General features: G+C 72.8%; 15 protein-coding genes. 10 read left to right on the top strand and 5 right to left on the bottom strand.

Annotated elements, in window-relative coordinates; genetic code table 11:
* Positions 1 to 123 precede the first annotated feature (123 nt).
* Positions 124 to 594, top strand: a complete 471-nt coding sequence (locus tag OG933_RS12760) for a DNA starvation/stationary phase protection protein (RefSeq protein WP_362527907.1) — start codon at positions 124 to 126, stop codon at positions 592 to 594.
* 963 nt (positions 595 to 1557) lie between these two features.
* On the opposite strand, the gene OG933_RS12755 is transcribed toward OG933_RS12760, so the two are convergent.
* The 3 genes from OG933_RS12755 to OG933_RS12745 form a co-directional block, all read right to left on the bottom strand.
* Positions 1558 to 2322 (bottom strand): SDR family NAD(P)-dependent oxidoreductase, encoded by a 765-nt coding sequence (locus tag OG933_RS12755; protein WP_405627126.1) that lies wholly within the window; start codon positions 2320 to 2322, stop codon positions 1558 to 1560.
* 139 nt (positions 2323 to 2461) lie between these two features.
* The gene (locus tag OG933_RS12750; protein WP_405627125.1) at positions 2462 to 3304 is read right to left on the bottom strand and encodes an Fpg/Nei family DNA glycosylase; all 843 of its coding nucleotides are present in this window, start codon (positions 3302 to 3304) and stop codon (positions 2462 to 2464) included.
* A gap of 43 nt (positions 3305 to 3347) precedes the next feature.
* Positions 3348 to 8375 (bottom strand): ATP-dependent helicase, encoded by a 5028-nt coding sequence (locus OG933_RS12745; RefSeq protein WP_405627123.1) that lies wholly within the window; start codon positions 8373 to 8375, stop codon positions 3348 to 3350.
* 197 nt (positions 8376 to 8572) lie between these two features.
* On the opposite strand from OG933_RS12745, the gene OG933_RS12740 reads away from it, so the two are divergent.
* From OG933_RS12740 to OG933_RS12730, 3 genes are read left to right on the top strand one after another with little or no spacing between them, the layout of a single operon-like run.
* Positions 8573 to 9547, top strand: coding sequence for an AraC family transcriptional regulator (locus tag OG933_RS12740; RefSeq protein WP_365118286.1), 975 nt, complete (start codon positions 8573 to 8575; stop codon positions 9545 to 9547).
* Complete coding sequence (locus OG933_RS12735) at positions 9448 to 10203, top strand: AzlC family ABC transporter permease (protein ID WP_362527894.1); 756 nt, start codon at positions 9448 to 9450, stop codon at positions 10201 to 10203. The genes OG933_RS12740 and OG933_RS12735 overlap by 100 nt, the downstream gene beginning before the upstream one ends.
* Entirely contained in the window at positions 10200 to 10508 is a 309-nt protein-coding gene (locus tag OG933_RS12730; RefSeq protein ID WP_327185417.1) for an AzlD domain-containing protein, read from the top strand. The genes OG933_RS12735 and OG933_RS12730 overlap by 4 nt, the downstream gene beginning before the upstream one ends.
* Positions 10509 to 10565: 57 nt before the next feature.
* On the opposite strand, the gene OG933_RS12725 is transcribed toward OG933_RS12730, so the two are convergent.
* Positions 10566 to 11510 (bottom strand): hypothetical protein, encoded by a 945-nt coding sequence (locus OG933_RS12725; RefSeq protein ID WP_362527890.1) that lies wholly within the window; start codon positions 11508 to 11510, stop codon positions 10566 to 10568.
* Positions 11511 to 11589: 79 nt separating this feature from the next.
* Between OG933_RS12725 and OG933_RS12720 the strand changes: the two genes are divergently transcribed.
* Positions 11590 to 11784: a DUF3046 domain-containing protein gene (locus OG933_RS12720; RefSeq protein ID WP_362527888.1), complete on the top strand. Its 195-nt coding sequence runs from the start codon at positions 11590 to 11592 to the stop codon at positions 11782 to 11784.
* Positions 11785 to 11844: 60 nt separating this feature from the next.
* On the top strand, positions 11845 to 13104 hold the full coding sequence (locus OG933_RS12715; protein ID WP_405627120.1) for an AI-2E family transporter: 1260 nt from the start codon (positions 11845 to 11847) through the stop codon (positions 13102 to 13104).
* Between the two features lie 13 nt (positions 13105 to 13117).
* Here the strand turns inward: OG933_RS12715 and OG933_RS12710 are convergent, their stop codons facing one another.
* Entirely contained in the window at positions 13118 to 13969 is an 852-nt protein-coding gene (locus OG933_RS12710; RefSeq protein WP_405627119.1) for a hypothetical protein, read from the bottom strand.
* 355 nt (positions 13970 to 14324) lie between these two features.
* Here OG933_RS12710 and recA point away from each other — a divergent pair, with 355 nt between their 5' ends.
* The 4 genes from recA to OG933_RS12690 all read left to right on the top strand — a co-directional run bounded on the left by recA (position 14325) and on the right by OG933_RS12690 (position 19615).
* A complete protein-coding gene (recA, locus tag OG933_RS12705) occupies positions 14325 to 15455 on the top strand; it encodes a recombinase RecA (protein ID WP_020125039.1) in 1131 nt (376 codons plus the stop codon).
* Positions 15456 to 15458: 3 nt separating this feature from the next.
* The gene (gene recX, locus OG933_RS12700; RefSeq protein WP_405627117.1) at positions 15459 to 16244 is read left to right on the top strand and encodes a recombination regulator RecX; all 786 of its coding nucleotides are present in this window, start codon (positions 15459 to 15461) and stop codon (positions 16242 to 16244) included.
* Between the two features lie 111 nt (positions 16245 to 16355).
* On the top strand, positions 16356 to 17081 hold the full coding sequence (locus OG933_RS12695; protein WP_362527880.1) for a helix-turn-helix domain-containing protein: 726 nt from the start codon (positions 16356 to 16358) through the stop codon (positions 17079 to 17081).
* A complete protein-coding gene (locus OG933_RS12690) occupies positions 17078 to 19615 on the top strand; it encodes an FtsX-like permease family protein (protein WP_405627116.1) in 2538 nt (845 codons plus the stop codon). The genes OG933_RS12695 and OG933_RS12690 overlap by 4 nt, the downstream gene beginning before the upstream one ends.
* Positions 19616 to 19620: the final 5 nt, after the last annotated feature.

Genomic DNA, 19620 nt, shown 5'->3' with positions numbered 1-19620 from the left:
CTTCTCCGGGGAGACCCGGAGAAGGTGCGGTCGGGGTTTTTCGCGTCTGGCGTCCGTTTGCCGGTGCGGGGTGCCGAGGTCATCGTGGAGGGGCATCTCGGGGGCCAACCACCGGAGGTACCGATGTACGTCGTCAAGAGTCCCCTGTCCGACGCCGATCTGAAGACCGTCTCGGAGGCGTTGCAGGGCGCGCTCGTCGACCTGGTCGACCTTTCGCTCGTCGCCAAGCAGGTCCACTGGAACGTCGTCGGGCCCCGTTTCCGGTCCGTCCACCTTCAGCTCGACGAGGTCGTGGACGTCGCCCGCACCCACTCCGACACCGTGGCGGAGCGTGCCTCGGCGCTGGGAGTCTCACCTGACGGACGTGCGGCGACGGTGGCGGCCGGCAGCGGGATCAGTGCGGTGGCGGGCGGCTGGGTCAAGGACGCCGACGCGGTGGGCACGCTCGTCGCCGCTCTGGGCGCGGTGATCACCCGGATGCGGGAACGGGTGGCGGCCACGGGTGACGCGGATCCGGTGAGCCAGGACATCTTCATCGGGATCACCGCCGATCTCGAGAAGCACCACTGGATGTTCCAGGCGGAGAGCGGGTGAGGCGGCTGGGGCGCGGGCGGCGACCCGGCTCGCCTGATGCGCCGATGTGCCGCCCGTGCGCCCTGCCCGGGTTCGGGGCGCACGTCTAGCGTCGGCCTCTGCGGAGGCACCGGGGGTTACTGGGTGTCGTGGTGAGGCTCGGGCTGGAGGTGACGGCCGTGGTGGGGCGAATAGCGGAGCGTGGGGCCGTGCTGGGGCTCGGCCTGGGGTTGGGCGCGGTGTGGTGGTGGGCCGTGCTGAGACTCGCCGTGGCGCCGGAGGCCGGCGTGCTGGAGGGGGCGGTCGCCGCCGGAGGGTGGGGGCTGAGCCTGCTGCCCGTGCACTGCGTGGCCAAGGCGCGTGCGGTGGGGGCGGTCGGGGAGGGGCGATGGAGGGCTGCTTGGCGGGGGGCCGCGGGCGGTGGTGGGGCCGGTGGTGGCGGGAGAGTCGGTGGTGGCGGGAGAGTCGGGGGTGGCGCGGGGGGCGGGGGTGGCGCGGAGGGGGAGGCGCGGGGGTAGGTGCGTGTGGAGGTGCCTTTGCGGAGGTGCCTCGGCTGGGTGCGGGATGTCTCCGGGCGGGTGGCTGGGGGCGGGTGGCTGGGCCGCTTGGGCTGTGATGCCCTCGTGCGCTTGGCGTGGCGCTGGGGGCCGTGCTTGGCCCGATGATTCTTGGCCTACGGCTGGAACGGGGCCGCGGGGTCGGGCGGGCTGATGGGGGGTGCCGACGGCGGGGAGTGAGGGCTGAGGGCGGGCGGCGATCCGGATCAGGGTGGGGTTCTTGTGGTGCGGTTGGGCGGGATGCTGCTGGGAGGCCGGGGGTGGTGCGAGGCGGGGCGGAGTGCGGGCGTGGTGGGTCTGGGAGGCAGGGTTCGGGGCGGGGAGTGGGGCGTGGGCACGGTGGGGACCGGGAGGGGGGGAGCGGAGGCTGCCGGGGTGGTTCGTCGAGGGGGTAGTGGGCGGTGGGCGGTGGGCGGTGGGACGGTGGTTACCAGGGCATTGCTACGCCGCCGTTCGGGCGGAGGATCTGGCCCGTGGTGAATGCTGACGCGTCCGACGCCAGGTGGAGAACGGCGTGGGCGATGTCCTCCGGTTCGCCGACCCGGCCCAGGGGCGACATGCGGGCCATGAGCGCCTCGGTGTGCGCCTGTGCGCCGGCGTCGTGGCGGTTGGTCATGGGCGTGCGGATCCAGCCCGGGGCCACGGCGTTGACGCGAATGCCGTACCGACCGACCTCCGTCGCCAGTGTCTTCGTCAACTGGACCACGGCCGCCTTGGCGACGCCGTAACAGAGCAGACCGGGACCGCCGGTGTCCACCGCACCCGAGGCCATGGTGACGATGCTGCCGCCGGTGTCGCGCGCCAGCATCAGGCGGGCCGCCTCCTGGCAGGCGTACAGCACGCCCTTGAAGTTGACGGCCAGGACCCGGTCGAGGTCCTCGTCCCGGGTGTCCAGAACCGGGCTGCTGTGCATGATCCCGGCGACGGCGGCCATGATGTCCAGCCGTTCGCAGGATTCGACGGCCTGCCGGACCTGGGTGCGGTCCGTGACGTCGAGGGGGTGGGTGCGGGCCGTGCCGCCCCGGTCCTTGATCAGCGTCGCCGTTTCGTGCAGGCCCTGTTCGTCGCGGTCCGCGCCGTGCACGGTGGCGCCCGCCTGGGCGAGGAGTACGGCGCAGGCGCGGCCGATTCCGCTCGCGGCGCCGGTGACGAATGCGGTGCGTCCGGTGAGGTCGTACGCCTTGACGGCCATGAAGGGACGGTACGAGGGTTTCTGACGGTCCGTCAATTGTGGCGGGCTTGATCGCTCGGGTGCTTGGTGGCGGCTCGTCCGGATCATCCGGCTCGTACAGCTCGTCAACGAGGAGCCGGGGAGCGGTCATCGAGGGTCGTCACCGGGTGGTGCGGGGGCGGAGGCGGCGCGTCGGCGGGGAGCCCGGTGCCGGGGCGGGGCCGGGCTGGCAGGCGGGGCACCAGTAGGTCGGGCGCTCACGGGAGCCGTCGCCCTGGTCGGCGACCCGGACCTGTGTTCCGCAGCGCAGACAGGGGCGGGGTGCGCGGCCGTAGACGAACAGGTTCTGGCCGCGGCGGCCCGTCGTGTTGCGGACCGGGTGGTCGCGGTTGGCCTCCAGGAGCTTCTTCGCGAGGGCGGGCAGCACGGCGGCGCGGTCGGCGGGGAGCGCGCCGACGGGGAGCCAGGGGGTGACGCCGAGGAGGAAGCAGAGCTCGCTCTTGTACACGTTGCCGATGCCGGCGAGGTTGCGCTGGTCGAGGAGTGCCTCGCCGAGGGAGCGGGCGGGGTCCGTGAGGAGGTTGGCGAGGGCGCGCTCGGGATTCCAGTCGGGACCCAGCAGGTCGGGGCCGAGGTGCCCGACGGCTCGTGGCTCGTCGGCGGTGCGCAACAGGTCGAGGACGGGGAGGCGGTATCCGACGGCGGTGCGGTCGTGGGTGCCGAGGATCGCCCGGATCTGGTGCGCCGGGCCGCCGGTCCAGCGCTGGCCGTTCGTGAACACCTTCCACGAGCCGTCCATCCGCAGGTGCGAGTGGAGCGTCAGGTCGCCTTCGATGCGGGTGAGGAGATGCTTTCCGCGCGGGGTGACGTCCAGGACGGTGCGGCCGGTGAGGTCGGCGGTGGCGTACTTGGGCACCCGGAGATCCGAGCGGGTCAGCACCTTGCCCGCGAGGGCGTCGTGCAGGCGCCTCGCGGCCTGCCAGACCGTGTCACCTTCGGGCATGGGTCAAGGGTGACATGCGAGTCGCCCCGGGCGGGGGTGGCGGTCATGCGCGCAGTCGCAGGCCGCGAGGGGTCGCGATGAAGCCCGCTCCTTCCAGGAGGCTGCCGATGGGCGAGGTGAGGGCCGAGGCGCCGTTGACGCGCTCCACCGTGACCGTGCCGAGGGAGCCCGCGCGTGCGGCCTCCGCGAGGGCCTCCGCTGCGGTGTGCAGGCGTGGGTCGTCGGTGGGGGTGTTCTCGCCGTCCGGAGTGGACGGCCAGGCCAGCAGGGTCTTGCCGCCACGCTCCATGTAGAGCGTCAGTTCGCCGTCCACGAGCACCACCAGGGAGCCCGCCTTGCGGCCCGGCTTGTGCCCGGCGCCGCTCGGTGGCTCGGGCCAGCCCAGGGCGGCGCCGTACGCGTTCGCAGGGTCGGCGGCGGCGAGGACGACGGCGCGGGAGGCCCCGGATGCGGTGCCGTGGCGATTGCGGTTCTGGGCGCGCCGGGGATCGCGGTGGTCGGGGAAGCGCGAGCCGGTCGAGTGGTCCGAGCCGTTCTGCCTGTCTGTGCCGTACGGACCGCCTGAGCCGTAAGGATCGCCTGTGCCGTTCGGACCGCCTGAGCCGTTCGGGAAGCCGCTGCCCCCGCGCGGGCCGCCGGCGCCCGGGGAGGCGAGGTCGCGGGGGGAGATGTACTCGTCCGGCGAAGCGGGGGCTGCCGGGGCGTCGAAGGGGGAGGACGGACGGCCGTCGAGGCCGGGGACGTCCCAGGCGTCTGCCGGGAAGGTGTCGGGGAAGGCGAAGTCGTCCGAGGGGCTCGTCGCCGGGTTCGGGCCGGGCAGCGGCTCGCCGCGGTCGCGGGCGTTGGCCACCGCGCGCAGTCGGTCCACGGCGCCGTCCATGGCGAACTGTGCCGCGCCGAGGCCTTCGACCACATACCCGCGACGGGCCTGACCGCTCTCCTCGAAGACGGACAGGATGCGGTACGTCGCCGAGAAGCCGCCTTCGACGCCCTCGGCCGCGACCGCGCCCCGCGTCACCACGCCGTGTCGGTCGAGGAGGGTACGGGCGAGGGCGTGGGCGCGGACCGTGGGGTCGGACTCGTGGGCCGGCAGGAGGGACCAGCGACCGCCGACGGTCGGAGGGCCGCCGCGGGAAGCGGGGCGCGCCGCGGCCGTCAGCGAGCCGTAGCGACCGCGCGGGACGCTGCGTTTGGCACGATGGGCCGTGGAGCCGGCCGTGCGCCCCGAGCCCAGCAGGGCGCGCAGCGGGGTGAGCGTGTCGTTGGTGAGCCGACCGGACCAGGCCAGGTCCCAGACGGTCTCGGCGAGCTGCGGGTCGGTGGCCTCGGGGTGTGTGGTGGCACGGACCCGGTCGGCGATCTGGCGGAAGAACAGGCCGTAGCCCCCGGAGAGGGCGTCCAGGACCGACTGGTGCAGTGCCGTCAGCTCCAGCGGGTGGGGCGGCGGCAGGAGCAGGGGCGCCGCGTCCGCCACGTACAGGGAGAGCCAGCCGTCCTTGCCGGGGAGGGCGCCCGCTCCGGCCCAGACCACCTCTCCGGCCGCGGTGAGTTCGTCGAGCATCGCGGGGGTGTAGTCCCGCACGCGGGACGGCAGGACGAGCCTCTCCAGGGCCGAGGCGGGCACCGAAGCGCCCTGGAGCTGCTCGACGGCGCGCACCAGTCCGTCGGTGCCGCGCAGGGCGTGGCCCTTGCCGATGTGCTGCCACTGGGGCAGGAACTGGGCGAGCGCGGGCGGCGGGACCGGCTCCAGCTCGTGCCGCAGGGCGGCCAGGGAGCGGCGGCGCAGCCTGCGCAGGACCGTCGCGTCGCACCACTCCTGGCCGATGCCGGCCGGGTGGAACTCGCCCTGGACGACGCGCCCGCCGGCCGAGAGCCGCTGGAGGGCGCCCTCGGTCACCGCCACGCCGAGGCCGAAGCGGGCGGCCGCGTCTGCCGAGGTGAACGGTCCGTGGGTGCGGGCGTACCGCGCGAGGAGGTCGCCGAGCGGGTCCTTGACCGGCTCTGTGAAGGCCTCCGGTACACCTACCGGGAGCGCCGTGCCGAGCGCGTCGCGAAGCCGCCCCGCGTCCTCGATCGCGGCCCAGTGGTCGGCGCCCGCGACACGGACCCGGATGGCACGGCGGGCGGCGGCCAGCTCCTGCGCCCAGTGCGGTTCGGCGCCGCGCTCGGCCAGCTCGGCGTCGGTGAGCGGGCCGAGGAGGCGCAGGAGGTCCGCGATGCCTTCGGTGTCCTTCACCCGCCGGTCCTCGGTGAGCCACTGGAGTTCCCGCTCCAGTTCGGTGAGGACCTCGGCGTCGAGCAGCTCGCGCAGCTCGGCCTGGCCGAGCAGCTCGGCCAGCAGCCGTGAGTCCAGGGAGAGGGCGGCCGCACGGCGCTCGGCGAGCGGGGAGTCCCCCTCGTAGAGGAACTGGGCGACGTAACCGAAGAGCAGGGAGCGGGCGAAGGGCGACGGCTCCGCAGTGGTGACCTCGACCAGGCGCACCTTGCGGGCCTCCAGGTCACCCATCAGCTCCACGAGGCCGGGAACGTCGAAGACGTCCTGGAGGCACTCGCGGACCGCTTCCAGGACGATCGGGAACGAGCCGAACTCGCTCGCCACCTGGAGGAGCTGGGCGGCGCGCTGACGCTGCTGCCACAGCGGGGTGCGCTTGCCGGGGTTGCGGCGCGGCAACAGCAGCGCGCGGGCGGCGCACTCGCGGAAGCGGGCCGCGAACAGGGCCGAGCCTCCAACCTGATCGGTGACGATCTGATCGACCTCGCCCTTGTCGAAGACGACGTCGGCCGCGCCGACCGGTGCCTGCTCGGCGTCGTATTCCGTGCCCGCCTTGGAAGGCTCCCGGTCGAGCAGGTCCAGGCTCATCAGGTCGGCGTCCGGCAGCCGCAGGACGATGCCGTCGTCGGCGTGCATGACCTGGGCGTCCATGCCGTAGCGCTCGGAGAGTTTGGCACCCAGCGCGAGGGCCCAGGGGGCGTGGACCTGGGCCCCGAAGGGGGAGTGGACGACGACCCGCCAGTCACCCAGTTCGTCCCGGAAGCGCTCCACGACGATCGTGCGGTCGTCCGGGACGTGTCCGCAGGCCTGACGCTGCTCGTCCAGGTAGGAGATCACGTTGTCGGCCGCCCAGGCGTCCAGGCCCGCGGTGAGCAACCGGAGCCGGGCGTCCTCCTTGGGCAGCGAGCCGACCTCACGCAGGAACGCGCCCACCGCGCGGCCGAGCTCCAGCGGACGGCCCAGCTGGTCGCCCTTCCAGAACGGCAGGCGGCCAGGGACGCCGGGGGCGGGGGAGACCAGGACGCGGTCGCGGGTGATGTCCTCGATGCGCCAGGAGCTGGTGCCGAGCGTGAAGACGTCGCCCACGCGCGACTCGTACACCATCTCCTCGTCGAGCTCGCCGACCCGGCCGCCGCCCTTCTTGGGGTCGGCGCCCGCCAGGAAGACGCCGAACAGGCCGCGGTCGGGGATCGTGCCCCCGGAGGTGACGGCGAGACGCTGGGCGCCGGGACGGCCGGTGATCGTGCCGGCGACGCGGTCCCACACCACGCGCGGGCGCAGCTCGGCGAACGCGTCGGACGGGTAGCGGCCGGCCAGCATGTCCAGGACCGCGGTGAACGCGGACTCCGGGAGTGACGCGAAGGGGGCGGCACGGCGGACCGTGGTCAGCAGGTCGTCGACCTGCCAGGTGTCGAGCGCGGTCATGGCGACGAGCTGCTGCGCCAGGACGTCCAAGGGGTTGGCGGGGACCTTCAGGGACTCGATCGAGCCGGTGCGCATCCGCTCGGTGACCACCGCCGCCTGGACGAGGTCACCGCGGTACTTCGGGAAGACCACACCGGTGGACACCGCGCCCACCTGGTGCCCCGCGCGGCCGACGCGCTGCAGGCCCGAGGCCACCGACGGCGGGGACTCGACCTGGACGACGAGATCCACCGCGCCCATGTCGATGCCGAGCTCGAGGCTGGAGGTCGCCACGACGGCGGGCAGCCGGCCCGCCTTGAGGTCCTCCTCCACGAGCGCGCGCTGCTCCTTCGAGACCGAGCCGTGGTGGGCGCGCGCGATGACGGGCGGGGCGCCCTGGGCCGCACCCGAGCCACCCATGAGCTCCGCGGGCGAGTGGTGCTCGTCCAGCGGCTCGCCGGTGGCCCGCTCGTAGGCGATCTCGTTGAGCCGGTTGCACAGGCGTTCGGCGAGACGGCGGGAATTGGCGAACACGATGGTGGAGCGGTGGGCCTGGACGAGGTCGGCGATCCGCTCCTCGACATGCGGCCAGATCGACGGGCGCTCCGCTCCTTCCGAGCCTTCGGCGACCGGGGAGCCGCCCAGCTCGCCCAGATCCTCCACCGGGACGACGACCGAGAGGTCGAACTCCTTGCCGGATTTCGGCTGGACGATCTCCACCTTGCGCTGCGGGGAGAGGTATCGCGCCACCTCGTCGACCGGCCGGACCGTGGCCGAGAGGCCGATGCGGCGGGCCGGCTTCGGCAGCAGTTCGTCCAGCCGCTCCAGGGAGAGCGCCAGATGCGCGCCGCGCTTGGTGCCCGCCACCGCGTGCACCTCGTCCAGGATCACCGTCTCGATGCCCGTCAGCGCGTCGCGCGTGGCCGACGTGAGCATCAGGAACAGCGACTCGGGGGTCGTGATCAGGATGTCCGGGGGGCGGGTGGACAGCGCGCGGCGCTCGGCGGGCGGGGTGTCGCCGGAGCGGATGCCGACCTTGATTTCGGGTTCGGGCAGGCCGAGACGCACGGATTCCTGACGGATGCCGGTCAGGGGGCTGCGCAGATTGCGCTCCACGTCGACCGCGAGCGCCTTGAGGGGGGAGACGTAGAGGACCCGGCAGCGCTTCTTCGGGTCGGCGGGAGGGGGTGTCGAGGCGAGCTGGTCCAGGGCGGCGAGGAAGGCGGCCAGGGTTTTCCCGGAGCCGGTCGGGGCCACCACCAGCACGTCCGCGCCCTCGCCGATGGCCTGCCACGCGCCCGCCTGGGCCGCGGTGGGCGCGGAGAACGCCCCCGTGAACCAGCCGCGGGTCGCGGGGGAGAAGCCGTCGAGGGCTCGGTGTGCGGAGCTGACCATGCGTCCATCCTGCACCCGGCCACTGACAATTGCTCTGACCTGCGCAGATACGGCGTTCCCCGGGCCCAGGCTGTCGGTGCCCCCCGTGCCGGGGCTGTCGGTGCCCTCCACGCCGGGGCTGTCGGCGTTCGCCGTGCGGCGGGGCGCCGTGGACCGGTGGCGCGGTGGTCCGGTGGCGTGTCGCGGAGAATGGGTTGGTGGTGCATTCGGGTTCTGGATCGGGCGAGCGGGCGCGGCACTGGCGGTATGCGGAACTGCCCGGTGTCGATCTGCTGCGGGCCCGGTATGTCCGCAAGACCTTCGTGCGGCACACCCACGAGCACTTCGTGATCGCCGCCATCGCCGAGGGCGTGGAGGTCTTTCACCACCGTGGGGCCGATCAGTACGCGGGGGCGGGGGCGCTCGCACTGGTCAATCCGGACACGCCGCACACCGGGCGGGCCGGCGTGCCGGAGGGCTGGCGGTACGGGGCCGTCTATCCGTCGCCCGACGTGGTGGCCGAGATCGCGGCCGAGACCACGACCCTTCGTGGCACCCCGGGATTCGTCAGCCCCGTGCTGGACGACGCGTACGCCGTCGGGCTGGTGCATCAGGTGCTCCGAGCCGCCGAGGAGGGCAACGCCCTGGCCGCCGACACGCTGCTGCGGGTGGCTGTGACGCGGCTGCTGCGGCTCAACGGCGGACCGCTGCCGCAACGGGAGGTGAGGTCGGCCGGGGCACGGATCGCCGCACGCGCGCGTGGCGTGCTGGAGGAGCGGCTGGCCGATCCGCCGACGCTGGAGGAGCTCGCCGCGGACCTGGGGACCAGCTCGTTCGCGCTGCTGCGGGCCTTCCGGGACGCGTACGGGCTGCCGCCCCATGCCTGGCTGACGGACGCCCGCGTGCGGCGGGCGCGGCGGCTGCTGGACGCGGGGACCGCCCCCGCGGAGGCGGCCGTCGAGGTGGGGTTCACCGATCAGCCGCACCTCAACCGCCACTTCGCCCGGATCGTCGGAGTCCCTCCAGGGGCGTACCAGCGTGAGCGCAAGAACGTACAAGACCCGCCCGGAGGGCTGCTCCTACCGTCGGGGTCGTGGCAGAACAGAAAGCTCTCACGGACATACGCGCCGACAGCGGGGGACGGCCGGACGCCGCCGTCGTACGGGACGCCCTCGGGGTCGGGGTCGCCGTAGGGCTCTCCGGGTTCGCCTTCGGGGTGACCTCGGCGGGCAGTGGACTCTCGGTGTGGCAGACCTGCGCGCTCAGTCTCCTCGTCTTCACGGGGGCGTCCCAGTTCGCGCTCGTCGGGGCGCTGGCAGCGGGTGGCAATCCCCTGACGGCGGCCGCGGGCGCCTTTTTCCTGGGTGTGCGCAACGCCTTTTACGGCCTGCGTCTGTCGCAGTCGCTTGCGCTCCCGCGCGCGGTGCGCCCGTTCGCCGCCCAATGGGTGATCGACGAGACGGCGGCGGTCTCGCTCGCCCAGACCGGGCGGCGTGCCGCACGGATCGGCTTCGGCGTCACCGGGCTGACGCTGTACGTGCTGTGGAACCTCACCACGCTGCTGGGTGCCCTGGGCGCCGAGGCCATCGGGGACACGGACGCGTGGGGGCTCGACGCGGCCGGTCCTGCCGTCTTCCTCGCGCTGCTCGCGCCCATGCTGAAGACCACCGCCGAGCGGGCCGTCGCCGGGCTCGCGGTGGTCCTGGGGCTGGGCCTGCTGCCTGTGCTGCCCGGCGGAGTGCCCGTGCTGATGGCCGCGCTCGCCGCGCCGGTCGTCCTGTACCTCGAGGGCAGGCGCCGGGCCGGTCGGACGGCCGGGCGGGTCGACACGGGGGAGGAGGAGCGTTGAACACCTGGATCGCGATCGGCGCGACCGCTCTCGGCTGCTATGCCGTCAAGCTCGCCGGACTGCTCGTCCCCGCGGGCCTTCTCGAACGGCCTCTTGTCAGGCGGTTCGCCGCCCTGCTTCCCGTCGCCCTGCTCGCCGCCCTCACCGCCCAGCAGACCTTCGCGGACGGGCACGCGCTCGTGCTGGACGCGAGGGCCGCGGGGCTCGCCGCGGCCGTCGTCGCCCTCATACTGCGGGCTCCCTTCCTGCTGGTCGTCGCGGCCGCCGTGGTGGTGACGGCGGGGGTGCGGGCCCTGGGCGGGTGAAGGACGAGGGGCAGGGCCGGTCCGGGGGATGGGCGGGCGCCGCCGGGACGGGCGGGGTCAGCCGATGGCGCGGCCGTAGGCCCTCAGGGTGCGCAGGGCCTCGATCGTCACCATGGGGCGGGCCTCCAGGGCGGTGCCGGGTGCCCAGCGGCGCCACCGGATGGGCCAGCCGCCGTCCTGCTGCTGATCGTCGGCGAGGTGGTCCAGGGAGCGTGCGATCTCGTCGTCGGTGAACCACGCCCGCGCTAGCGAGTGCGGTGTCCGCGCGAAGTCGTACGGGAAGTGGTGCTCCCCGGGGGCGTAGCCGGGTGCGACCGGATACGCGTCCAGGTGGTCCGGGTCCAGCGCGGCGAGCCGGTGCGCGCGCACCAGGCGGCCCAGCCGGTCGGCGGCCGCCTCCGCGCGCGGGCGGTCGGTGGCGGAGTCCAGGAAGGCCACGGCGGCCTGGATCTCGTAGGGATGGGACCGCTCCAGGGAGTCGATCGCCTGCCAGCAGAAGTCCGTGGCCCTGAACAGCCAGGCGTGCCACACGTCGTTGCGGTGCAACAGGCCCACCACCGGTCCGGTGGACAGGAGTTCGCTGGGTGGGTCGTCCACGATCGGAATGAAGGGTGCCGCCGGGTACCCGCGCTGACTGGGATGGATCGCCGGCAGTGCGCCGTCGCCGGTGGAGACCGAGGTCAGATAGCGGCACACCCGCTCCACGCGCCGGCCGCCGAGGCGCCCGACGGAGTCCAGGACACGCAGTGCCCGCACGGTGTGCAGGGGCTGGCTCACGGGGCCGCGCAGATCGGGCTCCAGCGCGTGGCCGTATCCGCCGTCCTCGTTGCGGTAGGCGTCGAGGGCGGTCTCGACGGGGTCGGCGGCGCCGTGCAGGAAATCGTGCGCGAAGAGGCGCTGCTCCAGCACGCGCGCGGTGAGCCAGACGAAGTGCTCGGCGCGGAAGAGCGGGGAGCGCGCCGAGGGCGTCGGGGGGAGTGGGGATGCTCCGGATTCGGCCATGCGTCAGACCGTAGGGTGGAAAGCGGTCTCGGCAGGCGGTCCCGGCGAGGGGCACCCCCGCGCGCGGGATACTGGTGTCATGCGGTTGACGGTCTTCTGGCAGCGAATGGACGAGCACTTCGGTACGGGGTACGCGCAGACGTTCGCGCGCGATCACGTGATGGCGGAACTCGGCGGACGCACGGTGGACGAGGCGCTGGCCCACGGCTGGGAGGCCAAGGACGTGTGGCGCGTGGTGTGCACGGTGATGAACGTTCCACAGGAGATGCGCTGATCCCACAAGAAGATCGGAGGCGGTTCTCCGATTGTCGGTGCCGTAGGCGAGACTTGGTCCGTGGCACCCACTGACGAGACCGGGCAGGTCGCCCGGCACACATCCCCGCTCGGCGCGAAGCCGCCCACCGGGCCGCCCCCGGCCGACGGCGGCGCCGAGCAGGGAGCGCGCATGCCGCGTTGGCTTCCGCGCGCCATGGTGCTCGCGCTCGCTCTCATCGGTGTGTTCCAACTGGGTCTGTGGGCCTTCCACCAGCTCATCGGTCTGCTGCTCAACATCCTGATCGCGTTCTTCCTGGCCCTCGCCATCGAGCCGGCGGTCAGCCGGATGGCGGCCCGCGGGATGCGCAGGGGGCTGGCCACCTTCCTGGTCTCCTTCGGCCTGCTGATCGTGGTCGCCGGCTTCTTCACGTTGTTGGGTTCGATGCTCGCGGGTCAGATCATCAAGATGATCGAGGGCTTCCCGGAGTACCTCGACTCGGTGATCAACTGGGTCAACACCACGTTCCACACCGACCTCAGGCGTGTGGACATCCAGGAGGGCCTGCTCCACTCCGAGTGGCTGAGGAAGTACGCCCAGAACAGCGCCGCCGGGGTGCTCGACGTCTCCACACAGGTCCTCGGCGGTCTCTTCCGGCTGCTGACCATCGCCCTGTTCTCGTTCTACTTCGCCGCCGACGGACCGCGCCTGCGTCGCGCGCTGTGCTCCGTCCTGCCGCCCGCCCGGCAGGCCGAGGTGCTGCGGGCGTGGGAGATCGCCGTCGACAAGACCGGCGGCTATCTGTACTCGCGCGGACTGATGGCGTTGATCTCCGGCGTCGCGCACTACGTACTGCTCGAGGCGCTCGGCATCCCGTACGCGCCCGTGCTCGCCGTCTGGGTCGGCGTGGTCTCGCAGTTCCTCCCCACCATCGGCACCTATCTGGCGGGGGCCCTGCCCATGCTGATCGCCTTCACGGTCTCGCCCCTGTACGCCCTGTGGGTGCTCATCTTCGTCGTGGTCTATCAGCAGTTCGAGAACTACATGCTTCAGCCCAAGCTGACCTCGAAGACCGTCGACATCCACCCCGCCGTCGCCTTCGGCTCCGTCATCGCGGGCACCGCCCTTCTCGGGGCCGTCGGCGCGCTGATCGCCATCCCGGCGGTCGCGACGCTCCAGGCGTTCCTGGGCGCCTACGTGAAGCGCTACGACGTCACGGACGACCCCCGCGTCCACGGACACCGGGGACGCGGGGACGGGCTTGGCCCGCTCACGCGCGCGCGGCGGCTGTGGGGGCGGGTGCGGCACCGGCAGGACGGGTCGCGGGACGCGTCCGGCTGAGGGGGAGCGGCGGTCAGTATTTGAGGACCGCCCACACTCCGGCCGCGCCGACCGCGGCCGCGTAGCAACCCACCGCCGCGGCCACGATCCGCCGGCGTACGGCCTCGCTCCAGGGCGTGCGGGACACCAGCCAGGCCAGGGCGGGCAGCACCAGGACGGCGTGCAGGCTCACCCCGTGCAGGGGCTTGAGCGAGGCCGTCGAGTCGTACGCCGCCTCCTGGTGTCCGGTGCGGGTGAGCACGACACCGCGCGCGATCATCGCCGCCCCCGAGGCGAGCGCGACGAGCAGGATCGCGAAACCGGAGCGCACCGCGAGGGCCATCCCTGCCGGGCCCGTCGGCCGGTGCCGGAAGGACGCCACGGCGAACCCGGCGAGCAGCACCACGAGAACCCCGCCGCCGACCGCCAACACCATGGACACGGCCGTGTCGAAGGGCGTCTCCATGTCCAGGTGCGAGGGCACCGCGCGCCACGCCTGGAGGGTGATGCCCGCGACCTCCACGACGCAGTCGGCGGCGAACACCCCGAGCAGCGCGGCGCGCAGCCGTGGTCCGACACGCACATACGAAGTGACCCGGACGACCGCGAGGAGCGTCACCCCGAAGGAGAGCCCGAAGGTCACCGGCTTGCGCCAGGAGACGGGTCCGTTCCAGGGGCCGCCGTCGACGGCGAACACCACGAGGTGGACGAGCCCGGAGAGGATCAGCAGGAGCGCCGTCGCCTCGTAGAGGTGGTATCGGCGGTGTCGGGGGTACCGGACGTACGGGTCGTCCTGGTCGACCTGGTCGTCCATGGGGTGCGGGTGCGGGATCGGGTGCCCGGCTTCCGCTTCGCCGCGGGCGTGCCCGGTCTTCTGCTGGTCCATGCACCGAGCGTCCCGGTCATGTCGTACGCCGTCGTCGTCCTGCCGAAGACACCCGCCGTACGCCCGGGGAAGTAGCCGGGAGCGTGCGGGACGGAGGCCCGCTTGAGAAGGATCGGGGGTGGTGTCGGCGTGTGAACGTAGCCTCGGAAGTGCCGCGTGGTGCGCTTGACACGAAAATCGAACATCCATTCTTATTAAGGCTCCGGTGAGACTCTGGTCGGGTGTTCCGTCCAGGTTTGGACGGATAAGCACCCGAGTTATCCACAGGCCGGACCGGCGTCGGGGCGCATTGTCAGTGGCAGGCGTTAGCGTCTTTGACGTGAAGCGATCGACTCAAGCAAACCGGGTGGAACCCATGGCAGGAACCGACCGCGAGAAGGCACTGGATGCCGCACTCGCACAGATTGAACGGCAGTTCGGCAAGGGCGCCGTGATGCGTCTCGGCGAGCGACCGAACGAGCCCATCGAGGTCATCCCCACCGGGTCGACCGCACTCGACGTCGCCCTCGGGGTCGGCGGGCTGCCGCGAGGCCGCGTGGTGGAGGTGTACGGCCCGGAGTCCTCCGGTAAGACGACGCTGACGCTGCACGCCGTGGCGAACGCGCAGAGGGCCGGCGGACAGGTCGCCTTCGTGGACGCGGAGCACGCCCTCGACCCCGAGTACGCGAAGAAGCTCGGCGTCGACATCGACAACCTGATCCTCTCGCAGCCGGACAACGGCGAGCAGGCCCTCGAGATCGTGGACATGCTGGTCCGTTCCGGCGCCCTCGACCTCATCGTCATCGACTCCGTCGCCGCGCTCGTCCCGCGCGCCGAGATCGAGGGCGAGATGGGCGACAGTCACGTCGGTCTCCAGGCCCGTCTGATGAGCCAGGCACTGCGGAAGATCACCAGCGCGCTCAACCAGTCCAAGACCACCGCGATCTTCATCAACCAGCTCCGCGAGAAGATCGGCGTGATGTTCGGCTCCCCGGAGACCACGACCGGTGGCCGGGCGCTGAAGTTCTACGCCTCGGTGCGCCTCGACATCCGACGCATCGAGACCCTGAAGGACGGCACGGACGCGGTCGGCAACCGCACCCGCGTCAAGGTCGTCAAGAACAAGGTCGCGCCCCCCTTCAAGCAGGCCGAGTTCGACATCCTCTACGGGCAGGGCATCAGCCGCGAGGGCGGTCTGATCGACATGGGCGTGGAGAACGGCTTCGTTCGCAAGGCCGGCGCCTGGTACACGTACGAGGGCGACCAGCTGGGACAGGGCAAGGAGAACGCCCGTAACTTCCTGAAGGACAACCCCGACCTCGCCAACGAGATCGAGAGGAAGATCAAGGAGAAGCTGGGCGTCGGCGTGCGTCCGGAGGAGCCCGCCGCAGAGCCGGCCGCGGTCGCCGCGGCTACCGCGGGCACGCCCGCGGACGACGCAGCCAAGGCTGTTCCGGCTGCCGCGGCCAAGACGGCCAAGACCAAGGCCGCGGCTGCCAAGAGCTGATCCGTGACGCGACGAACGGACTGGGCCGAGTACGTCCACCCCGACACCCCCCGGGGGGCGGGGGGCGGGGCCGACGACGGCCCCGCCCAGGCCGGCGACGACCGGCCGGAGGGCGGCTCGCACCGCGGTGAGGGGACGGACGGCGACGACCGGCCCCGTGGCGGTCGGGCACGGCGCGGCGGCGACGGAGGTCCACGCGGTGGGCGCCGTCGACGCGGCTTCGGAGAACCGTCCGCCGAGGACGAAGGCACCTCCTCCTCGTCGAGGGCCGAGCAGGAGGCGTCTTCAGGGGACCCGGCTGAGCGGGCACGGGCGATCTGCCTGCGCCTGCTCACCGGGACCCCGCGCACCCGGAAACAACTCGCCGACGCCCTGCGCAAACGAGAGATCCCGGACGAGGTGGCGGAGGAGGTGCTCTCGCGGTTCGAGGAGGTCGGGCTGATCAACGACGGCGCCTTCGCGGACGCCTGGGTGGAGTCCCGGCACCACGGCCGGGGGCTGGCCCGGCGGGCGCTCGCCCGGGAGCTGCGGACCAAGGGAGTCGACTCGGAGCTGATCGAGGAGGCCGTCGGTCGGCTCGACTCCGAGCAGGAAGAGGAGACCGCACGCGAACTCGTCGCCCGCAAGCTGCGCTCGACCCGTGGCCTCGACCGCGACAAGAGGCTGCGCCGCCTCGCCGGCATGCTCGCGCGCAAGGGCTATCCCGAGGGCATGGCCCTGCGGGTGGTACGGCAGGCGCTGGAGGAGGAGGGCCAGGACACGGAGTTCCTGGACGGCGAGGGGTTCTGAACGAGGGGTTCTGAACGCAGGATCTCCGGTAGCGGGGTGGGGACAACCCCCCGCTGAAGACGCCGGACCACCGCAGTGCACAGGCATCTGTGCACAGACGAGTGTGTACGCATGCCCCAGGAACCCGGTGCCGACAAACCCCCGGAAGCGGAACACACCTCCGCGGCCCCCGTAGAACTCGGCGACCTCGCCGCGCTCAGGGCGCTCGCCCAGCCACGCCGTCAGCGCATGCTCGAACACCTCACCCTGCACGGCCCGGCCACCTCGGCGACCCTCGCCCGCGCCCTCGGTCTGAACACCGGATCCACCAGCTACCACCTGCGTGAGCTGGCCAGGTACGGCTTCGTCGAGGAGACCGACGCAGAGAAGCCCGCGCACCGGGGCGAGCACCCGGCCGAAGCGAGGCGCGCGGAGCCGTCCACGCATCGGGAGCGCTGGTGGCGGGCGGTCCCCGGGGACCGCCGATTCCCCCCGCGCAGCCGTCAGAGTCCCGAGATGCGGCTCGTCATGGACGAGCTGAACCACCATGCCTACGCAGCCGATCTGGACCTCTTCGAGCGGCTCCAGAGGGACGCGGAGGACGACGACCCGTGGGCGGACGCGTTCCCCTGCTCGCGCGGCACCATCCGGCTCACACTGCCCGAACTCCGGGACTTCTTCGAGGAGTACATCGCTCTCCTCAACCGCTACAAGCGACCCGAATCGGCGACACCTCCCGGCGCGCGCACCCTGCTCACCCGCTTCCTCGCCTTCCCCGCCGGCCCCGCCTCCTCTCCCGGTCCCACCCCTTCCGTGACCCTCTCCGCCGGTGAGGGAAGAGAGGCCGATCCCTCATGATGCTGCGCTATGCCCTGAAGACCGTCCGTGCCCGCAAAGCGGGCTTCCTCGGCGCCTTCCTCGCCCTGCTGTGCGCGGCCGCCCTGATCAGCGCCTGCGGCACCCTCCTGGAGACGGGGCTGCGGGGCACCATCCGCACCGAGCGGTATGCCGCGGCGCCGGTCGTGGTCTTTGCCGACCAGAACGTCCACCGGACCACCGTCACGCACAAGAAGGGCAAGACCAAGGTCAAGCACAAGGCCAAACCCATCGCCGAACGCGCCTGGCTCCCCGCCGACCTCGAGAGCAGACTCGCCACCGCGCCCGGTGTCGCGCGCGTGATCCCCGAACTCACCTTCCTCGCCGAACCGTTGATCCCCGCCGGTGCATCGGGCGCCGACGGCAGGCCCGCCTACGGCCACGCCTGGGACTCCGCCGCGCTGACGCCCTACCGGCTCACCGCAGGCGCCGCTCCAGCAACCGCCACCGACGTCGTCGTCGACAGTGACCTCGCCGCACGAGCCCGCCTCGCCCCCGGCGACCGGCTCACCGTCCAGTCGACACAGGCCCCCCGCACCTACCGCGTCCGCGGCATCGCCGCCCCCGCCACAGCCGTACGCCACCAGAGCGCCCTCTTCTTCTCCACCGGCGAGGCCCGCCGTCTCGCCGCACACCCCGGGCAGGTCACCGCGTTCGGCGTGCTGCCGAGTCCGGGCACCGACCCGGACCGGCTCCGCGAGGCCGTGGCCACGGCGCTGCACGGCACCCGAGCTCAGGTCGGCACCGGTGACGACCGAGGGCCCGTCGAGTTCCTGGACGCCGCCGCGGCCCGCATCAAGCTGGTCAGCATGGGCGGAGCGATGGGCGGCACCTCGCTGCTCGTGGCGGTCCTGGTCGTCGTCGGGACCTTCACGCTCTCCGTCCAGCAGCGCCACCGTGAACTCGCCCTGCTGCGGGCCATCGCCGCCACCTCCGGGCAGATCCGCCGCCTCCTCGGGCGCGAGGCCCTGATCGTCGCGCTCGCCGCGGGCACGGCCGGCGCGCTCCTGGGGCTTCCCCTGGGGGCCTGGCTGCACGGCAGGTTCGTCGCCCTGGGCGCGGTACCCGCCACGCTTCAGCACACCGTGAGCGCGCTCCCGCCGCTCGCCGCCGTCGCCGCCACCCTGTTCGGCGCCTGGGCCTCCGCGCGGATCGCCTCCCGCCGAGTGGCCCGGATCCGCCCGGCCGAGGCGCTGGCCGAGGCCCGGACCGAGCGCACCCGGCCCGGCTGGGGGCGCCTCCTCGCCGGCCTGCTGCTGCTCGCGGCCGGGGCGGCTCTCGTCACCCTGCTCGGCTTCCTGCGCACCGAGCCCGCCTCGACGCCCGTGACATTCCTCGCCGTCGTCGTACTGTCCACCTCCGTCGCGCTGCTCGGGCCGCTCCTGGTCAAGGCGGCCGCGTTTCTCCTCGCCGGTCCGCTGCGCCTGACCGGTCCCGGCGGCAGGCTCGCCACCGCCAACCTCCACGGAAACGCCGTCCGCATGGCCTCCGTCGTCACCCCGCTCACCCTGCTCATCGGCATGACCTGCACGGTGCTGTTCGTCCAGCCCACCCTCGGCGACGCGGCCCGCGCCCAGGTCCGCGAGGGTGTACGCGCCGACTGGGTCGTCACCGCCCAGGGGCCCGGTGTGCCCGGCGGAGCGGCTCGACTCTTGCGTACGCACCATGATGTCGTCACCGAAGTGGTCCGTACGACCGTCCGGGTCGGCCTCGACAAGTACACGGCCCAGGGCGTCACTTCGGCCGCCGTCAGCCGCACCTGGGACCCCGATGTCACCGCCGGCTCCCTCGACGGGCTCACCGAGCACACCGTCGCCGTCAGTGAACTGGCCGCGGACCAGCTCCACCTGGCGCCGGGAAGCACCCTGAAGCTCACGCTCGGCGACGGCACGCCCGCCACGCTCACCGTCGCCGCCGTCTATGCCAGGGGTCTCGGCTTCGGGGATCTCACCTTCGCGCACGACCTGGTCGCCCACCACGTCGACAACCCGCTCGCCTCCTCCCTGCTCGTCAGCACGGCCCGTACACAGAGACAACTCGCGACCACGCTGCGTGAGTTCCCGGGACTCCGGGTGATGTCGCCGGCCGCGGCCGACTCGCTGCGGGCCGAGCGGGAGCAGGCGAACGCCGAGGTCAACTTCCTGGCCATGGGACTCGTGGTGGCGTTCACGGCGATCGCCGTGGTCAACACGCTCGCCATGTCGGTCGCCGAGCGGGTCCGGGAGTTCGCGCTGTTGCGCCTCGCGGGTGCGACCCGTCGGCAGGTGCTGCGCATGCTGCGTACCGAGGCCCTGGCGGTCCTGCTCCTCGCCGTCGCCCTCGGCAGTGCCATCGCCTTGGCGGTCCTGACCGCGTTCAGCATCGGCATGACCGGGCGGGCTGCGCCGGCGGTCGTACCGCTCGTGTACGCCACGGTGGTCGCCGGGGCCGGGCTGCTCGCGCTGGTCGCCACCGCTGTGCCGGGACGCGTGGCGCTGCGGGTGCGCGCGGTGACGGTGGCGACGGCGCAGGAGTGAGCGAT

It is taken from the genome of Streptomyces sp. NBC_00016, assembly GCF_045040885.1.
Taxonomy (GTDB): Bacteria; Actinomycetota; Actinomycetes; order Streptomycetales; family Streptomycetaceae; genus Streptomyces; species Streptomyces coriariae.
The sequence above is the reverse complement of the archived record's forward strand: the minus strand, read 5'-3'. Positions and strand labels throughout refer to the sequence as shown.

What these genes read in the sequence shown, in the direction of transcription:
- OG933_RS12760 (WP_362527907.1), top strand. Translation starts at nt 124, where the DNA reads ATGTACGTCGTCAAGAGTCCCCTGTCCGACGCCGATCTGAAGACCGTC.
- OG933_RS12755 (WP_405627126.1), bottom strand. Translation starts at nt 2,322, where the DNA reads ATGGCCGTCAAGGCGTACGACCTCACCGGACGCACCGCATTCGTCACC.
- OG933_RS12750 (WP_405627125.1), bottom strand. Translation starts at nt 3,304, where the DNA reads ATGCCCGAAGGTGACACGGTCTGGCAGGCCGCGAGGCGCCTGCACGAC.
- OG933_RS12745 (WP_405627123.1), bottom strand. Translation starts at nt 8,375, where the DNA reads ATGGTCAGCTCCGCACACCGAGCCCTCGACGGCTTCTCCCCCGCGACC.
- OG933_RS12725 (WP_362527890.1), bottom strand. Translation starts at nt 11,510, where the DNA reads ATGGCCGAATCCGGAGCATCCCCACTCCCCCCGACGCCCTCGGCGCGC.
- OG933_RS12720 (WP_362527888.1), top strand. Translation starts at nt 11,590, where the DNA reads ATGCGGTTGACGGTCTTCTGGCAGCGAATGGACGAGCACTTCGGTACG.
- OG933_RS12710 (WP_405627119.1), bottom strand. Translation starts at nt 13,969, where the DNA reads ATGGACCAGCAGAAGACCGGGCACGCCCGCGGCGAAGCGGAAGCCGGG.
- recA (WP_020125039.1), top strand. Translation starts at nt 14,325, where the DNA reads ATGGCAGGAACCGACCGCGAGAAGGCACTGGATGCCGCACTCGCACAG.
- OG933_RS12695 (WP_362527880.1), top strand. Translation starts at nt 16,356, where the DNA reads ATGCCCCAGGAACCCGGTGCCGACAAACCCCCGGAAGCGGAACACACC.
- OG933_RS12690 (WP_405627116.1), top strand. Translation starts at nt 17,078, where the DNA reads ATGATGCTGCGCTATGCCCTGAAGACCGTCCGTGCCCGCAAAGCGGGC.